Origin of the sequence: Amycolatopsis sp. WGS_07 (assembly GCF_045278895.1) — a bacterium.
Taxonomy (GTDB): domain Bacteria; phylum Actinomycetota; class Actinomycetes; order Mycobacteriales; family Pseudonocardiaceae; genus Amycolatopsis.
Genome location: NZ_CP136053.1, coordinates 774,725 through 791,166, shown reverse-complemented (window position 1 = coordinate 791,166; position 16,442 = coordinate 774,725). Strand labels below are relative to the sequence as shown.

The window sequence follows — 16,442 nt, the reverse complement described above, 5'->3', positions numbered from 1 at the left end:
CTCGCCCGCCGTCCGCCGCGTGCCGTCCTGCCGCCCGCACCCGGGCCCGAGCCGGCCCGCCTTCATCCCAGGGCGCTGCCCAGCCGCCGCAGCGCGCTGCCCACTACCCCGCCCATACCGCCCCCGCATCGCCCGTTCGTGGCACCGGCGGTGTGAAGCACGGCACGGGGACGTTCTGCCCGCCGCCGCGGGAGGCCAGACTGGGCGTGCCGACTCGCCGTGGCCTAAGCGTCGGTGCCGAGACGAACGAGGGATACCGAACCAGTGAGCCAGACTCCCGTCCTCATCACCACGACCGGTCCCGACAAGCCCGGGGTCTCGTCCGTGTTGTTCGCCGTGCTGACGCGGCACGACGTGGACGTGCTCGACATCGAGCAGGTGGTCATCCGCGGGCAGCTCGTGCTCGGCGTGCTCGCCGGCGTCTACCGCGATCCGGAGGGGCTCCAGGAGTCCGTCGAACAGGCGATGGCGACCGTCGGCATGGAGGTCGAGGTCCGGATCGGCGACGCGATCGGGGCGGATCCGTTCGCGCTCGGGCGGCGCGATTCGTCGCACGTGCTCGTGCTGCTGGGGCGGCCGGTGACCGCGCGGGCGTTTTCCGAGATCGCGCGGCGGCTGGCGGCCGTCGGGGCGAACATCGACTCGATTCGCAGCGTCGCCGACTATCCGGTGACCGGGCTGGAGCTGTACGTCTCGGTGCGCGAAGACACCGAAGAGGCCGACGCCGAACTCCGGTCCATGCTGGCCGACGCGGCGTCCGAGGCCAACGTTGACGTCGCCGTCGAGCGCGCGGGCATCACGCGGCGGGCGAAGCGGCTGGTGGTTTTCGACGTCGATTCCACGCTCGTGCAGGGCGAGGTCATCGAGATGCTCGGCGCGTATGCCGGGGTCGAGGAGCAGGTCCGCGAGATCACCGAGGCCGCGATGCGGGGCGAGCTGAACTTCGCGGAGTCGCTGGAGCGGCGGGTCTCGCTGCTGGCCGGGCTGCCCGCCAGCGTGATGGACGACGTCGCGGCGAAGCTGGAGCTGACCCCGGGGGCGCGCACGACCGTCCGCACGCTGAAGCGCATGGGTTTCCGCTGCGGCGTCGTGTCCGGCGGGTTTACCCAGGTCATCGACCATCTCGTGGAAGACCTCGGCCTCGACTTCGCGGCGGCGAACGAGCTGGAAGTCGTGGACGGGAAGCTCACTGGACGCGTCGTCGGCGACATCGTGGACCGGGCGGGCAAGGCGACCGCCTTGCGCCGGTTCGCTGGTGAGTACGGGATTCCGCTGGGCGCGTGTGTCGCGGTCGGCGATGGGGCCAACGACATCGACATGCTGGCCGCGGCCGGTATGGGCGTCGCGTTCAACGCGAAGCCCGCGCTGCGGGAGGTCGCCGACACCGCGCTCTCGCACCCGTACCTCGACGCGGTGCTGTTCGTCCTCGGCGTTACGCGCGCCGAGGTCGAAGCGGCGGACGCGGCCGACGGGCTCGAGCTGGTCCGCCCGTGAACCCGTTGCTCGAACCGCTGCGCAGCCGGTACGCCTCCTGGCTCGGCCTCCCTGCCGAGGACACGTCGGACACCTCCGACGAGAACCCGGACGAGGTCCGCGCGATGCCGATCATCCTGCGGATCGAACGGGCCGAACCGCCCGGCCGGACCGCGCTGCTCGAAGCGGCGGCCGCGGCGGCGCTGGCGGTGTGCCTGGACGAACGCGCCGAGCCCGGCGGCGAATGGGCTGAGCCGGTGCACGCGTGGCTCGACAACCGCATCCGCAAGGTCGCGCGGCGGGCTCGTGGCGCGCATTGGCAGGCGGTGCTCGACCAGCCGGGGATCACCATCGAGGTCGACGGCGCGCAGGCGCGGGCGCTCGTGCCCGGGCTGGTCAAGGAGGCCCCGAAAGAGGTCTCGCGGCTGCAGATCTCCGGCAGCGAACTGCCCGCCGACACTCCCGGCCCGGCCCCGGCCGACGTTCCGCTGCTGATGCTGAACCCGGACGTCCCGATGACCGTCGGCAAGGCGTCCGCGCAGGTCGGACACGCCACGATGATCCTCGCGTCGCTGCTGCCGGACGCCGAACTGGCGGCGTGGGCGGCGAAGGACTACCGGGTCGCGGTGCGCACGCCCAGTCCGGGCCGGTGGAAGGAGCTGTGCCCGGTCGACGACCCGGAGGCGGGCTGGCGCGACAACCGCGTGATCGCCGTGCGCGACGCGGGCTTCACCGAGGTCGACCCCGGCACGATCACCGTGCTGGCACAGCACCCCTGAGGAACATCGGCGAGGGCCGCGCGGTTGGTGCCAATGTCAGGCGAGGAAAGGTGCCCGGATGACTCTGGAAGTACAGCGCGAAGGCAAGCACAGCTTCGTCGGCCGCAACGAACGCGGCGCTGAGGTGCGGCTGGGGCGAGCCGGCGCGGAGGGCGCGTTCTCCCCGGCTGAGCTGCTGCAGATCGCGACCGCGGGCTGCTCGGCGGTCACCGCGGAGGAGCTGATCACCCGGCGCGTCGGCGAGGACTCGAAGTTCCGCGTCGAGGTGTCGGCCGACCGGCGCGAGGGAGCGTCGGAGCTGGACGCGGTGCACGTGGATTTCGACGTCGACGTGTCCGGGCTGGACGAGAAGCAGCGCGAGGCGCTGGCCGGAGCGGTGGACCGCGCGATCGAGCGGTTGTGCACCGTGCGCCGGACGTTGACGAAGGGCATTCCGGTGACGGAGACCTTCCCGGCCGCTTGAGCCGGGGCGGCGGGCGATCTTCGCGGTGGCTGAGTCACGGCGAAGATCGCTGACCTGCCACCGGTAACCCCTCGGCAAGCCCCGTCGGCAGCACCCTGGGAGCGGCGCTCAGCTCTGCCACACCACGTACGCCTGGTCGGCGTCCGTGGTCATCGCCTCGATGAATTTCTCGTTGTCGAAGCCGGGCAAGGTCTGCAGGCGTTCGATGAGAGCGTCCGCGGCCGGGTCGCCGCTCGGGACGGCGGTGCCTTTGCCGTCGTTGCCGACGAGCATGAAGAAGACGTCCTCGTTCCAGGGCCCGTCCGGGATCACTCTCACCATGACGGATTGCAGGTCCGACCACGTCACAGCTTCTTCGCTGCCATCGGCGAGCCGGCGCCGTACCCCGGTGTCGTCAACACTGACGGTCCGGGATTGTGCGCTGGACGAATCCTGGGTCAACGGTGCTCCCTGTCGTGTTCGTTCCACTCACCGTACCCGCCTGGCCCGTGCCGTCGGTCAGGCGGGCGCGGCCGCGTCGAGTCGCTTCAACGCGTCACGGGCGACTTGCGGGTCTGTGGTGGGCCAAAACGGCGGCAGCGACGCGCGCAGGAAACCGCCGTAACGTGCGGTGGCCAGGCGGGAATCCAGCACTGCCACCACGCCGCGGTCGGTGACCGAGCGGTGCAGCCGTCCGGTGCCCTGTGCCAGCAAAAGCGCCGCGTGGGTCGCTGCGACGGTGAGGAATCCGTTGCCGCCCCGTGCTTCCACCGCGCGCTGCCGAGCGGACGACACCGGATCGTCCGGACGGGGGAACGGAATCCGGTCCACCACCACGAGTTGCAGCGAGGGGCCCGGCACGTCCACGCCCTGCCACAGCGTGAGCGTGCCGAACAGGCAGGTGCGCGGGTCCTCGGCGAACTGCCGCACCAGCAACGGTGTCGCGTCGTCGCCCTGGCAGAGGATCGGGTGGTCGAGCCGCTCCCGCATCGCTTCCGCGGCCTGTTTCGCCGCGCGCATCGAGGAGAACAGGCCGAGCGTACGGCCGCCCGCCGCCTCCACCAGCCCGGCCAGTTCGTCCATTGTGGACTCGGCGAGCCCGTCCCGCCCCGGCGGCGGCAGGTGCTTGGCGAGGTAGAGGATGCCGTTGCGGCGGTGGTCGAACGGCGATCCGACGTCCAGCCCGGTCCACTTCGGGCCGTTGTCCTCGTCCGACGGGGCTTCCTTGTCGGTGGCCGTGCCCGGCGACTTCGTGACGCGCGCGCCGCTCGGCGGGAGGCCCCATTGCCGTGCCATCGTGTCGAATTCGCCGCCGAGGGTGAGCGTCGCCGAGGTCAGCACGGTGGTGTGCTGGTTGAACACGCGCTCCCGCAACAGCCCGGCGACGCCGAGCGGCGCGACCTTCAACGCCGGCGGACGCGGGTTCGCCGAGTACTTGTCGCCGGTCAGCCAGACGACGTCGCGCTGGTGCGCCAAATCCTCGTCGTACGCGTCGAGCAGCCGCACCGCGGTGTCGTGCACTTCTTCGAGCAGCGACCGCGCGAGCTTGCGCGCGGTGGCCTCGCCGACGTCTTCCTTGCGATCCGAGCCCAGCGCGGTGAGGCATTCCTTCGCCGCGTCGCGCACCGCCGGGATCGCGCCCTGCAACGGCCGGGGCAGCGCGTCGAGCCTTCCGGCCGGGATGTCGTCGAGGATCAGCGCGAGCCCGTCGGACGATTCCAGCAGCCGGTCCGCGATGCCCGCGTCCATCAGCTTTCCGCAGCGCCGCGCGGCGGCCGACACCATCGCGCTGGTGAGTTCGCCGGTGGCGACCGAGGTGACCCGGTCGACCAGGTCGTGCGCCTCGTCGATGATCACCAGGTCGTGGTCGGGCAGCACCTGATAGCCCTGCAACGCGTCGATGGCCAGCAACGCGTGGTTGGTGACCACGACGTCGGCGCGGCCCGCTTCGGCTCGCGCGCGTTCGGCGAAGCAATCGGTGCCGACCGGGCACTTCGCGGCGCCGAGACATTCCCTTGCGGTGACTGAAACCTGCCGCCACGCCTGGTCGGACACGCCGGGCACCAGCTCGTCGCGGTCGCCGGTTTCGGTGTCCGACGTCCACTCGTGCAGCCGCGTGACTTCCTTGCCGAGCCGGGACACCGCGAACGGGTCGAACAGCTGCGCGTCCTCGGGCTCGTCGGCCGGGCCGGTGTCGAGCCGGTGCAGGCACAGATAGTTGCGGCGGCCCTTGAGGATCGCGAAGGTCGGTTCGCGCCCGAGGGGCTTCTTGAGCGCCTTCGCCAGACGCGGGAGATCACGGTCGACCAGCTGGCGCTGCAACGCGATGGTGGCGGTGGAAACCACGACGGTGGTGTCTTTCTCCACCGCGTGCCGGATCGCGGGCACCAGGTACGCCAGCGATTTGCCGGTGCCCGTTCCCGCTTGCACGGCGAGGTGTTCGCCGGTGCGGATGGCATGGCCGACGGCATCGGCCATCTTCACCTGGCCGGGGCGTTCAGCGCCGCCGACAGACTCCACCGCGTGGGTGAGGAGTTCGAGGACGCCGGGGAAATCGGTTCGGGCGGGCACAGCGAGACACGATAGCCGCCACCCCCGACAGGATCTTCGATCCGGCGCGAACGGACCCCTCGCGCCGGATCGAAGCTCCCGGGATTACGGGTCAGTCTTCCTTGCGGAACCGCGAAACCGCGGCCCACGCGAGCGGCAGCACGCCGGCCGCGACGACGGTCTTCAGCACGTCACCCACGAGAAACGGCGTGACGCCCTTGTCGAAAGCGGTGGCGAGATCGAATCCGGTGGCGGCCATCAGCCACGGCACGCCGAACGCGTAGATCACGACATTGCCGAGCACCATGGTCCCCGCCATGCGCAGCGGAGTGCGGTCACCGCCGCGACCGGCCAGCGCGCCCACGAGCGCACCGGCGAACACGAACCCCACGATGTAACCGGCCGAGGCACCGGACAGCCCGGAGGTCCCGCCCTGGAACCACGGCACGCCGGCCGCGCCGACGAGCAAGTACAGCAGCATCGAGGCAGCGCCGCGGCGCATGCCGAGCGTCGCGCCGACGAGCAGCGCGGCAAAGGTCTGGCCGGTCATCGGCACCGGCGTGCCCGGAAGCGGGATGATCAGCTGCGCGGCCGCGCCGGTGAGCACGGCTCCGCCGGCGACCAGCGCCAGGTCGCGCACCAGGGTGCCGGGCACAAGGTCAGCCAGCACCTGACGGCGGCCGGCGAGGGACAGTGACGACACGGGACCTCCAACCACGGAAAACGGACGTCAGGGCAGGTTATCGTCGAGTGAGGCGACGGAACGAGACAAGTTGCGTTCCTCACCACCCCTGTCTTGCGCCACACGTACGGGTGAGCTGTCACGAGCGACGTTTGGGACCCCCTCCGCGCTGCCGATGTCGAAGCACGGGCGAAGGGAGACAGGTCGAATGCGCGGACGGATCCTGCTGGTCACCGGGGTTCTGCTGGCGGCGGCTCCGGCGGTGGCGCACGCCGATCCGCCGGTCACGTCCACCGGCTGGGGTTCCGCCGGAAGCCTCGACGTGCTGGTGGACCACGAGCACGTCGTCACCGGCGAGCTGGCGCGCTGCGACGCCGACGGGCCCGCGTCGCAGCGCTCCACCGGCGGCGCGGCGGGCGAGGTCGCGGTGTTCGGATTCGGCGGCACCACCTGCGAGCGGAAGGGCCCGGTCGCGAAGGTGCAGGCCGGCGGGCAGCGGTTCGAGTCCGACCTGCTCACGCGGTACGGCGGGCCGGAGCTGAAGGTGCGCACGTACTCGGTCGGCTGCGCCACCACGACGGATTCGGGCAGCACCGGTTCGATGTCGATCGGCGAGGTGTCCGGCTTCAAGGTGCCGTCGTCGATCCCGGCGAACTACCGCGTCACGATCCCCGGCGGCGCGGCGGGCACGGCGCTGGCCACGATCACGCTCAACGAAACCGTGACGCCGCAGCCCGCCGACGGCAGCCTGGTCACGCACGCGGTGCACGTGAAGCTGTTCCCGCAAGGCGGTCCGGCGAGCGGGGACATCTACCTCGGCACCGCGGCGTGCAATCCGTTCGGCAAGGGCGGCGCGCCCCAGCAGTGACGGGTCAGGCGGGCGGCAGGGCGGGCGTGCCGGTGTAGCGCACGCCTGCCTCGTCGAAGTCCTTCAGCGTCGCGTCCACCGTCGGCTGCGAACCGCCGACGGTCAGGTCCAGCAGCACGTGGACGTTGAACCCGGCCTGAGCGGCGTCGAGGGCGGTGGCGCGCACGCAGAAGTCCGTCGCGATGCCGACGACGTCGACGTCGGTGACCTCATGCGCCTTAAGCCAGTCCTCGAGCGTCTTGCCGTCGCCGGACTTGCCCTCGAAGCCGGAGTACGCGGCGGTGTACTCGCCCTTCGAGAACACCGCCTCGACCGGCACCACGTCCAGCTCCGAATGGAACGACGCGCCCGACGTGCCCGCGACGCAGTGCGGCGGCCAGCTGGTGTTGAAGTCGGGCGTGTCGCTGAAGTGGTCGCCCGGGTCGATGTGGTGGTCGCGGGTGGCCACGATGTGCGTGTAGCCGCCCTCGGCCATCCGCTGCGAGATGGCGGCCGCGGCGGCCGCCCCGCCCGGCAGGCCGAGCGAGCCTCCCTCGCAGAAGTCGTTCTGCACATCCACCACGATCAGCGCGGTTCCCATGGTCGGCTCCCTACAGAAAAGTCGTCGGTATCGCGGGCTCGCCGTGCGAGAGCTTGAGGCCCTCCCACGGCAGGCTCACCTGCGCGCGCCGCAGGCGGGCACGCGCGTCGTCCAGCGTGGGCAGATCATCCACCGGCGCGCCGTCTCGCACCAGGGGGATCTGCAGGTCCAGATCGTTCTCGCCGGGCTCCGGACGGCCGCTGGCCGCGGTCCAGACCACTTCCTCGACCGCCGTGCCGGTGCTGCGGTGCCGGCGCAGCGCGTGCTTGCGCCCGCCCCGGGATTCCTTGTGCGCACTGCGTTTCGCGACCGGGCGGCCGTCGACCTCGACCAGCTTGTACACCATTCCGGCGGTCGGCGCGCCGGATCCGGTGACCACCGAGGTGCCGACGCCGTACGCGTCCACCGGTTCCGCGCGCAGCGCCGCGATCGCGTGCTCGTCGAGGTCGCCGGACACCACGATCCGGGTGTCCCGTGCGCCGAGCGAATCGAGCTGGTCGCGGGCCTTGCGGGCGAGCGGGCCGACGTCGCCGGAGTCGATCCGGATCGCGCCCAGCTCCGGGCCGGCGACGCGCACGGCCGCCTCGATTCCCGCGGTGATGTCGTAGGTGTCCACCAGCAGTGTGGTGTCCGCGCCCATCTTGCTGACCTGAGCGCGGAACGCGGCTTCCTCGCTGTCGTGCAGCAGCATGAACGCGTGCGCGACGGTGCCGCGAGTGGGGATTCCGTAGCGGCGGCCCGCTTCGAGGTTCGACGTCGTGGCGAATCCGGCCAGGTAGGAGGCGCGCGCGGCGGCGACCGCGGCGTACTCGTGCGTGCGCCGTCCGCCCATCTCGATGATCGGCCTGCCGTGCGCCGCGCCGGACATCCGCGCGGCCGCCGACGCGATCGCGCTGTCGTGGTTGAGGATCGACAGCACCAGCGTCTCCAGCACCACCGCCTCGGCGAAACTGCCGGTCACGGTGAGGATCGGCGAACCGGGGAAGTACAGGTCGCCTTCGCGGTAGCCGTCGATGTCGCCGCGGAACTCGTAGTCGGCGAGCCACGCCAGCGTTTCCGGGTCGACGACCGCGGTCTGCTCCAGCATGGTCAGCTCGGCGTCGGTGAACCGGAAGTCGGCGATCGCGTCGAGCACCCGCGCGGTGCCCGCGACGACGCCGTAGCGGCGGCCGTCGGGAAGCCTTCGCGCGAAGACCTCGAACACGCACGGCCGGTCGGCCGTCCCGTCCGCGAGCGCGCTCGCCAGCATGGTCAGCTCGTAGTGGTCGGTGAGCAGCGCCGTGCTGGCGCTGGTGACCGGCTCGGGGGAACCCATGGGAGCAGCCTATTCACTCACATGGACGGACCTGGCGCGGCGTACCGGGATGGCCCCGTGACACCATGGTGTGCATGTCCACGCCTGTCGCATCCGAACAGACGCAGGTCGATCCACTCGGGGCCGAGCTGGCCGAATCCGACCAGCCCTGGCGGACGATCGTCTGGAACGATCCGGTCAACCTGATGTCGTACGTGACGTACGTCTTCCAGAAGCTGTTCGGCTACAGCCGGGACCACGCCACGAAGCTGATGCTCGACGTGCACAACAAGGGCAGGGCGATCGTGTCGTCCGGTTCGAAGGAGAAGGTGGAGACCGACGTGGCGAAGCTGCACGCGGCCGGCCTGTGGGCGACCATGGAACAGCCCTCGTGAAGGCCTGGCGGCGCAAGGGAGACACCATCCTCGCCGGGTTCGAACAGCAGGAAGCCGCCGTGCTGCGCGGGCTGGTCGGCCAGCTGGAGGACATGCTCACCGCCAGGGCGGAGGAGGCCCCGCAGGACGAACTGGCCGAGCTGACCGGGATCCGCACCGGCCCCGCCGAATCGCCGGACGACCCGGTGCTGTCGCGGCTGCTGCCGGACTTCCACCGGCTCGACCCGGACAACCCGAGCCGCGAGGACCTCGATTCGGCGGCGGCGATGCGCTCGCTGCACGAGCCGGAGCTGCTGGAGAAGAAGGTCGGCGTCGCGAAGATCGTGCTCGACACGCTCCCGCGCGACGGCGGTTCGGTGAAGCTGTCCTTCGAGCAGGCCGACGCCTGGCTCGGCGCGCTGAACGACGTCCGGCTGGCGCTGGGCACCGCGCTCGACGTCACCGAGGACATGCCCGACGAGCTGCCGGAAGACGACCCCCGGGCACCCCATCTCGGCGTCTACCATTGGCTCACATGGGTGCAGGAGACGCTGATCCAGGCGCTGACCGGCTGACCGGCGGGAAAATCACCGACGTCCCTGGCGTGCTCGTAGGCCATCACCAGCGGCTTGGCGAAGGCTGGGCCACCGGAACCACTGTCGTGCTCGTGCCGGACGGCGCGACCGGCGCGGTCGATCAGCGCGGCGGCGCGCCCGGCACGCGCGAAACCAACCTGCTGGAGCCGGAAAACCTGGTACAGCGGGTGAATGCGGTCTGTCTCTCCGGCGGGAGCGCGTACGGGCTCGCGGCGGCGGACGGCGTGATGCGGTGGCTGTCCGAACGCAATCTGGGGTTTCCGGTTGGCGCGAAGCCGCATGAGGTGGTGCCGATCGTGCCCGGGGCGGTGCTGTTCGACCTGCCGCGCAGCGAGTGGGGCAACCGGCCGAGCGCCGATTTCGGTTACGCCGCATGCGAAGCGGCCGGGGAGCCGGTCGCGATGGGTACCGTCGGCGCTGGTTCCGGCGCGGTGGTCGGCTCGCTCAAGGGGGGCATCGGGACGGCGAGCGAGGTCGTCGGCGAGGTGACGGTCGGCGTGATCGCCGCGGTGAACGCGGCGGGCGAGGCGGTGGATTTCGCGACCGGGCGGGCGTTCGCCGGCGATCACGAGGTGGACGGCGAGTTCGGCGTCCGCTGGCCGGATCGGCCGGGCGAGGTGCCGGGGCAGCGGACGGACCTGAACACCACGATCGGCGTGGTGGCTTGCGACGCGACGCTAACGAAAGCCGAGGCGCGCCGGTTGGCGGTCGCCGCGCAGGACGGGCTGGCGCGCGCGGTGCGTCCGGCGCACTCGATGTTCGACGGGGACACGGTGTTCGCGCTGGCGACGGGCGCGCGGGAGCTGCCGGGGGAGCCCGGGTCGTTCGCGGTGGCGGCGCGAGCGGGCGCGTTGGACGCGTTGTGCGCGGCGGCGGCGCGGGTGTTCGCGCGGGCGATGGTGCACGGCCTGCTGTCGGCGACTTCCGCGGCTGGTGTTCCGGCTTACCGGGACGTGTGGCCGGAGGCGCTGAGCGTCAGAACGGGTCCTTAGGGAGGGCGTCCTCACTCCGTTCGAGGTCGGCGGCGCGCACGACGGCCACGTACTCCTCGTCGATCTCCAGCACCAGGTCGCCGAACGAAACGGTCGGCCCGAGCGACGGATGCGTGTCCACCGGGCCCAGTTCGGTCGACCTCGGCAGCTGCTGCCACACCGAAACCGGCTTCCACCGGCGGAAAGTGCTGCAGGCGAGCACCGTGACGTGCCGGTCGGTGACCACGACGAGGAAGTTCCGGTGCGCGGCCATCATCGTCACCATCAGCGATGTGGCGGGGAACACGTACTGGACGACGTCGCCCTCGGCCAGCAGCGGACGGCAGCGTTCGCGGATCTTCGAGGACACCGGCATCCCGTTATTGTGCCCTGACCTGCGGATGAGCGGTAGCTCTCACAGTGTGGACTCGTTCGGTCCACGAACTAAGATGTCCGTGTGCTCCGGATCCGCCGTGAACTCGTCGACGAGATCGTCGCCCACGCCCGCCGTGACCACCCCGACGAAGCGTGCGGGGTGGTGGCCGGTCCTGCCGGCTCGGACCGTCCCGAGCGGTTCATCCCGATGCTGAACGCGGCGCGCTCGCCGACGTTCTACCAGTTCGACTCGGGCGAGCAGCTCAAGCTCTACCGCGAGATGGACGCGAACGACGAGGTCCCGGTGGTCATCTACCACTCGCACACCGCGACCGAGGCCTACCCGTCGCGCACCGACGCGAACATCGCCGCCGAACCCGACGCGCACTACGTGCTCGTCTCGACCCGTGAGCCCGATTCGCACGAGTTCCGCTCGTACCGGATCGTGGACGCCGAGATCACCGAGGAGCCGGTCGAGATCATCGACTGACTGCCGGAATAAAGCGCGGCGTCCGATACGTCAGCGTGTAGGAACCCACCCGGAGGTAAGAACCATGGCCGTCACCGTGTCCATCCCGACCATCCTGCGCACCCACACCGGCGGCGAGAAGTCCGTCGAGGCGGCGGGCAAGACCGTCCTCGAGATCATCGACGACGTCGAGTCGCGGCACGCCGGGCTGAAGGCGCGCCTGGTCAAGGAGGAGAAGCTGCACCGCTTCATCAACGTCTACGTCAACGACGAGGACGTGCGCTTCTCCGGCGGGCTCGACGCCGAGGTCAAGGACGGCGACACCCTCACCATCCTGCCCGCCGTCGCGGGCGGCGCGCGCTGATCCGGTGACTCGCTACGAGTCCCTCCTCGACGCGCTCGGCGGCACGCCGCTGGTCGGGCTGCCGCGGCTGTCCCCGACCGACGAGGTGCGGCTGTGGGCGAAGCTCGAGGACCGCAACCCGACCGGCTCGATCAAGGACCGGCCCGCGCTGGCCATGATCGAGGCCGCCGAACGGGACGGCATCCTGCGGCGCGGGTCCACGATCCTCGAGCCGACCTCGGGCAACACCGGGATTTCGCTGGCCATGGCCGCGAAGCTCAAGGGCTACGGCATGGTGTGCGTGATGCCGGAGAACACCTCGGCCGAACGCAAGCAGCTGCTGCAGGCGTACGGCGCGCGGATCGTGTTCTCGCCGGCCGCGGGCGGGTCGAACGAGGCCGTGCGGCGGGCCAAGGAGCTGGCGAAGCAGAACCCGGACTGGGTGATGCTCTACCAGTACGGCAACCCGGCCAACGCGGACGCGCACTACCGCGGGACCGGTCCGGAGCTGCTGAAGGACCTGCCGACGCTGACGCATTTCGTCGGCGGGCTGGGCACGACCGGGACGCTGGTGGGCGTGGGCCGGTACCTCCACGAGGTCAAGCCGGACGTCCAGGTCATCGCGGCCGAACCGCGGTACGGCGAGCTGGTGTACGGCCTGCGGAACCTCGACGAGGGGTTCGTGCCGGAGCTGTACGACGAGAGCGTGCTCAACGGGCGCTACTCGGTGGGGGCCTACGACGCCCTTCGGCGCACGCGGGAGCTGCTGGAGCACGAAGGCATTTTCGCCGGGATCTCCACCGGTGCCGTGCTGCACGCGGCGCTGGGCGTCGCGGAGAAGGCCGCCGCTCGGGGCGAGAAGGCGGACGTGGCGTTCGTCGTCGCGGACGCCGGGTGGAAGTATCTGTCGACCGGCGCGTACTCCGGGTCGCTGGACGAAGCGGCAGAACGGCTTGACGGTCAGCTCTGGGCCTGACCTGGTGACTTCCGTGAGGGGAACCCGGCCCGGGTTCCCCTCACGGCAGTAGTCCCCTGACGAGTGCGCGTACGCCTCGTTCGTAACTGTCTTGTGCGGTAAGGGTTTCCCAGCGCGGCCCGATCTGGGCGAGCGTGGGGAATTCCGTCGCGTCCAGATTCGCGAACACCTGCTCGCGGTACGTGTCGCCGCCCTGATCCCGTCGCCGCGCGGACGCCGCGCGTGAGCTGATCTCGCCCAGCGTGTAGTGCCACACCGCTCGGTAGACCTCCACCGCCGCCTCCGTCGGCAGACCGGCTTTCACCGCCGCCGCAACGATTTTCTCCGGGTACCACAGCCCGCCGACGGACAGCAGGTCGTCGGAGCGCAGGACGTCCACGATCCACGGGCAGCTCGCCAGCCCGTTCCGCATCGCCGTCGCGACCGCCACGATCCGCTCCGCCGGTTCGTCGGGGAGGTTCTCCGGCCGAGGCATCTCGCGCCGCGCGTAGTCGTCGAGCAGCAGCAGGAGCAGACCCTCCTTGTCGCGCACGTGGTGGTACAGCGCCATCGCCGTGCTGCCGACCTCGCGAGCCAGCCGGCGCATGGTCAGCCCGGCTACGCCGTCCTCCTCGATGACCCGGTGAGCGGCGGCCACGATGTCGTCCTTCGAGATCTTCGGCGGTCGGCCGGTGCGCGCTGGCATGTCGCCATGCTACTTTTTATACATGTACAAAAACTACTGGGGGACGGTCGCCGCGCTGGCGTTCGCGGTGGCGGTCGGCACGTTGCAGATGACCGTGGTGGTGCCGTTGCTGCCGCAGTTGCAGGTGACGCTGGGAGTTCCGCTCAGCTCGGTGTCCTGGGCGCTGACCGCTGGGCTGCTGTCCGGCGCGGTCGCGATTCCGCTGGTCGCGCAGCTGGGCGACCTGTACGGCAGGCGCACGATGTCGCTGGTCGTGCTCGGGTTGCTCGTTGTGGGTTCGGTGCTGGCGGCGGTGGCTGGGTCATTGCCGTTGCTGGTTGTCGGCCGGATCCTGCAGGGGACGGCCGCGCCGCTGCTTCCGCTGGCGATTGGGCAGGTCCGGACTGTGTTGCCGGCCCGGTCGCTGCCCACCGCGATCGGCATTCTGAGCGCGACGATCGGCGCGGGCAGCGGTGGCGGGATGATCCTGGCCGGGCTCGCTGGCGGCGATCACCAGCTGGTGTTCTGGGTGCTGGCGGCGCTGGGCGTGCTGGCGTTCGTGCTGGTCGCCGCGGTGCGGGCGGACCAGACGGCCGCCGTCCGGAGCGGTTCGCCGGATCTGCTGGGCGCGGTGCTGGTGTCGGGGTGGCTGATCTGCCTGCTGCTGGCGATCAGCAAGGGCGCGGAATGGGGCTGGGCGACCATCGGGCTGCTGGTCGCGGCCGTGGTGCTGGCGGCGGTGTGGGTGGTGACGGCACGGCGGACGAAGACGCCTCTGATCGAGATTCCGATGCTGCTGCACCGAAAAACGGTGGGCGCGACGGTGGCGTCGTTCCTGCTTGGCTTCGCGTTGTTCGCCACGATCATGACGCTTTCCGCGTACGCACAAGGCGTGCTCGGGGCGTCGGTGCTGCAGGTGGGGCTCTATCTCTTGCCGACGACGATCTTGATGCTGGTGGTTTCCGTGCTGGCTGGTGCGTTGATGCGCCGGTTCAGCTCGCCCGCGCTCGTCGCTGGCGGCTCGGTGGTGGTGCTGGTGGCCGCGTTGTGGCTGACGTCGTTGCCCGCGGACGGGCTCGGGCTGTATGCCGTCGCAGCGGTGCTGGGGCTGGGGATCGGGCTCGGTTACGCGGCGTTGGGGACGATGGCGGTCGAGCACGTCGAGCCCGCGAAGACGGCCGCGGCGGGCGGGATCAACGCGCTCGTCCGGGTGGTGGGCAGCAGCCTCGCCGGCGCGGTTGGCGCGGTGGTGCTGTCGGCAGGCGGTCCAGGATGGAGCTTCGGGGTGGCGGCGGTGGCCGCGCTGCTTTCCGCGGTGTTCGCTGCCGCTTATGGAAACCTGCTGCGCAAGCCCGCGATGGCTTGAGCCGCGGTCCGGGAAGGAGAACCCGCGAGGAGTCCTTCCCGGACCACCGGTGACCAGCACCCGGAGCCGAAGTTCAGGGATTTCTCCCGAGGCCGTCCGCCCGCCGCCGACGTAGCCTGAGGTCGTGAGCACACTGCCTCCCCTCCCGCCGACGTCACCACCGCCCGCAGCAGGCGGCGGCAAGCCGGTCGACGTCGCGAAGCGCATCCTGCCGCCCAATCCCAAGGCCGCGGCGTTCGTCGCGCTGGGGTTCGTGGCGGTGCTGTACCTCGTGGAACTGCTCGACGTGATCCTGCCGGGCAAGTTCACCGACGGCGGGATCCTGGCGCGGCACGCGTCCAGCCTCGACGGCATCCTCTGGGCGCCGCTGCTGCACGCGAACTGGTCGCACCTGTTCTCCAACACGGTGCCGGTGCTGGTCTTCTCGTTCCTCGCGATGGCCGGCGGCATCGGCCGGTTCGCCGTGGTCACGGCGATCATCTGGGCGGTCTCCGGGATCGGGGTGTGGCTGGTCGGGCCGTCGGACGCCTACACCGTCGGCGCGTCCGGGCTCGCCTTCGGCTGGCTCGCGTACCTGCTGGTGCGCGGCCTGTTCCACCGGTCGCTCGCGCAGATCGCGGTCGCGGTCGTGCTGCTCGGGATCTGGAGCGGGATGCTCTGGGGCCTGCTGCCCGGCAACCCCGGGATCTCCTGGCAGGGGCATCTCTTCGGCGCGCTGGCCGGCATCCTCGCCGCGTGGCTGACCTCACGCGGCGAGCGCGTCAAATCCTCGAAGGCCACGCCAACGACCCCGGGTAATCTCGGGGTGTGAGTTCTCCCGGCGCGCCCATCGGTGTATTCGACTCCGGCGTCGGCGGGCTCACCGTCGCGCGGTCGATTCTCGAACTGCTGCCCGCGGAACAGCTGCGCTACGTCGGCGACACCGCGCGCAACCCGTACGGCCCGCTGCCTATCGCCACCGCGCGCGAGTACGCGCTGAACGCTCTCGACGACATGGTCGAGAGCGGGGTGAAGGCGTTGGTGATCGCGTGCAACACCGCGTCTGCAGCTTGCCTTCGCGACGCGCGCGAACGCTACGACGTACCCGTGATCGAGGTTGTGCTTCCGGCCGCGCGCCGGGCCGCTGTCGCCACACACAGCGGGCGCGTCGGTCTGATCGGCACCGAGGGCACAGTGCGTTCGAGGGCGTACGACGACGCCTTCGCCGCAGCGCCGGACGTACGCCTCACCAGTGTCGCCTGCCCGCGCTTCGTGGACTTCGTGGAGCGCGGCATCACGACGGGGCGACAGATCCTTGGCCTGGCACAGGGTTATCTGCAGCCGTTGCTCGAAGCCGAAGTCGATACGCTCATCCTCGGCTGCACGCACTATCCGCTGCTGTCCGGCGTACTGCAGATCGTGATGGGGCAGGACGTCACGCTCGTCTTAAGCGCCGACGAAACCGCCAAAGACCTCTACCGCGTGCTGACCGAACTCGACCTGCTCGCCGAACGCGACGAGCCGCCGCGGCACGAGTTCCTCGCGACCGGTTCGCCGGAGCCGTTCGCCCGCTTGGCGCAGCGGTTCATGGGCTTCGCGCCCGGTGCGCTGGACCCGGTCAGCGCGTGACGCTGCGGTGGCGCTGTGCGGAGTTAGGGTGA

20 protein-coding genes are annotated in these 16,442 nt (G+C 70.7%); 13 read left to right on the top strand and 7 right to left on the bottom strand.

All coding sequences use genetic code 11. From position 1 onward, the window contains the following. Nucleotides 1–264: 264 nt before the first annotated feature. Genes serB through RPX00_RS03485 form a run of 3 tightly spaced genes read left to right on the top strand, consistent with a single transcriptional unit; the run spans nt 265 to nt 2,715 of the window. Nucleotides 265–1,494 carry a phosphoserine phosphatase SerB gene (serB, locus tag RPX00_RS03495; protein ID WP_406637394.1) on the top strand — a complete coding sequence of 410 codons (1,230 nt, stop codon included), beginning with the start codon at nt 265–267 and terminating at the stop codon, nt 1,492–1,494. Then, nucleotides 1,491–2,252 carry a peptidyl-tRNA hydrolase gene (locus tag RPX00_RS03490; protein ID WP_406637393.1) on the top strand — a complete coding sequence of 254 codons (762 nt, stop codon included), beginning with the start codon at nt 1,491–1,493 and terminating at the stop codon, nt 2,250–2,252. The genes serB and RPX00_RS03490 overlap by 4 nt, the downstream gene beginning before the upstream one ends. Nucleotides 2,253–2,310: 58 nt before the next feature. Further along, nucleotides 2,311–2,715: an OsmC family protein gene (locus RPX00_RS03485; RefSeq protein WP_406637390.1), complete on the top strand. Its 405-nt coding sequence runs from the start codon at nt 2,311–2,313 to the stop codon at nt 2,713–2,715. 108 nt (nt 2,716–2,823) lie between these two features. Here RPX00_RS03485 and RPX00_RS03480 read toward each other — a convergent pair whose 3' ends face one another. The 3 genes from RPX00_RS03480 to RPX00_RS03470 all read right to left on the bottom strand — a co-directional run bounded on the left by RPX00_RS03480 (nt 2,824) and on the right by RPX00_RS03470 (nt 5,947). After that, the gene (locus tag RPX00_RS03480) at nt 2,824–3,156 is read right to left on the bottom strand and encodes a hypothetical protein (protein ID WP_037815281.1); all 333 of its coding nucleotides are present in this window, start codon (nt 3,154–3,156) and stop codon (nt 2,824–2,826) included. Nucleotides 3,157–3,213: 57 nt separating this feature from the next. Beyond that, nucleotides 3,214–5,265 carry an ATP-dependent DNA helicase gene (locus tag RPX00_RS03475; protein WP_406637388.1) on the bottom strand — a complete coding sequence of 684 codons (2,052 nt, stop codon included), beginning with the start codon at nt 5,263–5,265 and terminating at the stop codon, nt 3,214–3,216. A 91-nt stretch (nt 5,266–5,356) separates the two neighbouring features. Beyond that, complete coding sequence (locus RPX00_RS03470) at nt 5,357–5,947, bottom strand: biotin transporter BioY (RefSeq protein WP_406637386.1); 591 nt, start codon at nt 5,945–5,947, stop codon at nt 5,357–5,359. A 187-nt stretch (nt 5,948–6,134) separates the two neighbouring features. Between RPX00_RS03470 and RPX00_RS03465 the strand changes: the two genes are divergently transcribed. Continuing rightward, entirely contained in the window at nt 6,135–6,794 is a 660-nt protein-coding gene (locus RPX00_RS03465) for a choice-of-anchor P family protein (protein ID WP_406637384.1), read from the top strand. 4 nt (nt 6,795–6,798) lie between these two features. Here the strand turns inward: RPX00_RS03465 and RPX00_RS03460 are convergent, their stop codons facing one another. Then, the gene (locus RPX00_RS03460) at nt 6,799–7,374 is read right to left on the bottom strand and encodes an isochorismatase family protein (protein WP_406637383.1); all 576 of its coding nucleotides are present in this window, start codon (nt 7,372–7,374) and stop codon (nt 6,799–6,801) included. 10 nt (nt 7,375–7,384) lie between these two features. Then, nucleotides 7,385–8,689, bottom strand: coding sequence for a nicotinate phosphoribosyltransferase (locus RPX00_RS03455; RefSeq protein WP_406637381.1), 1,305 nt, complete (start codon nt 8,687–8,689; stop codon nt 7,385–7,387). Nucleotides 8,690–8,763: 74 nt separating this feature from the next. Here RPX00_RS03455 and clpS point away from each other — a divergent pair, with 74 nt between their 5' ends. From clpS to RPX00_RS03440, 3 genes are read left to right on the top strand one after another with little or no spacing between them, the layout of a single operon-like run. Then, complete coding sequence (clpS, locus tag RPX00_RS03450; protein ID WP_037718267.1) at nt 8,764–9,063, top strand: ATP-dependent Clp protease adapter ClpS; 300 nt, start codon at nt 8,764–8,766, stop codon at nt 9,061–9,063. Next, on the top strand, nt 9,060–9,617 hold the full coding sequence (locus RPX00_RS03445) for a DUF2017 domain-containing protein (RefSeq protein ID WP_406637379.1): 558 nt from the start codon (nt 9,060–9,062) through the stop codon (nt 9,615–9,617). The genes clpS and RPX00_RS03445 overlap by 4 nt, the downstream gene beginning before the upstream one ends. Further along, nucleotides 9,578–10,630: a P1 family peptidase gene (locus RPX00_RS03440; RefSeq protein ID WP_406637377.1), complete on the top strand. Its 1,053-nt coding sequence runs from the start codon at nt 9,578–9,580 to the stop codon at nt 10,628–10,630. Before RPX00_RS03445 ends, RPX00_RS03440 begins: the two co-directional genes overlap by 40 nt. On the opposite strand, the gene RPX00_RS03435 is transcribed toward RPX00_RS03440, so the two are convergent. Beyond that, nucleotides 10,614–10,985, bottom strand: a complete 372-nt coding sequence (locus RPX00_RS03435; protein ID WP_378308048.1) for a hypothetical protein — start codon at nt 10,983–10,985, stop codon at nt 10,614–10,616. The genes RPX00_RS03440 and RPX00_RS03435 overlap by 17 nt on opposite strands. A gap of 81 nt (nt 10,986–11,066) precedes the next feature. On the opposite strand from RPX00_RS03435, the gene RPX00_RS03430 reads away from it, so the two are divergent. From RPX00_RS03430 to RPX00_RS03420, 3 genes are all read left to right on the top strand, one after another. Continuing rightward, nucleotides 11,067–11,474 carry a Mov34/MPN/PAD-1 family protein gene (locus RPX00_RS03430; protein ID WP_406637375.1) on the top strand — a complete coding sequence of 136 codons (408 nt, stop codon included), beginning with the start codon at nt 11,067–11,069 and terminating at the stop codon, nt 11,472–11,474. A 64-nt stretch (nt 11,475–11,538) separates the two neighbouring features. Then, entirely contained in the window at nt 11,539–11,817 is a 279-nt protein-coding gene (locus RPX00_RS03425) for a MoaD/ThiS family protein (protein WP_370934711.1), read from the top strand. 4 nt (nt 11,818–11,821) lie between these two features. Further along, on the top strand, nt 11,822–12,772 hold the full coding sequence (locus tag RPX00_RS03420; protein ID WP_406637372.1) for a PLP-dependent cysteine synthase family protein: 951 nt from the start codon (nt 11,822–11,824) through the stop codon (nt 12,770–12,772). Between the two features lie 40 nt (nt 12,773–12,812). On the opposite strand, the gene RPX00_RS03415 is transcribed toward RPX00_RS03420, so the two are convergent. Further along, nucleotides 12,813–13,457, bottom strand: coding sequence for a TetR/AcrR family transcriptional regulator (locus RPX00_RS03415; protein WP_406637370.1), 645 nt, complete (start codon nt 13,455–13,457; stop codon nt 12,813–12,815). A gap of 22 nt (nt 13,458–13,479) precedes the next feature. Between RPX00_RS03415 and RPX00_RS03410 the strand changes: the two genes are divergently transcribed. The 3 genes from RPX00_RS03410 to murI all read left to right on the top strand — a co-directional run bounded on the left by RPX00_RS03410 (nt 13,480) and on the right by murI (nt 16,410). Then, entirely contained in the window at nt 13,480–14,802 is a 1,323-nt protein-coding gene (locus tag RPX00_RS03410; RefSeq protein WP_406637368.1) for an MFS transporter, read from the top strand. 124 nt (nt 14,803–14,926) lie between these two features. Further along, nucleotides 14,927–15,613 carry a rhomboid family intramembrane serine protease gene (locus RPX00_RS03405; protein ID WP_406637366.1) on the top strand — a complete coding sequence of 229 codons (687 nt, stop codon included), beginning with the start codon at nt 14,927–14,929 and terminating at the stop codon, nt 15,611–15,613. Beyond that, complete coding sequence (murI, locus tag RPX00_RS03400) at nt 15,610–16,410, top strand: glutamate racemase (protein WP_406637365.1); 801 nt, start codon at nt 15,610–15,612, stop codon at nt 16,408–16,410. The genes RPX00_RS03405 and murI overlap by 4 nt, the downstream gene beginning before the upstream one ends. Nucleotides 16,411–16,442: the final 32 nt, after the last annotated feature.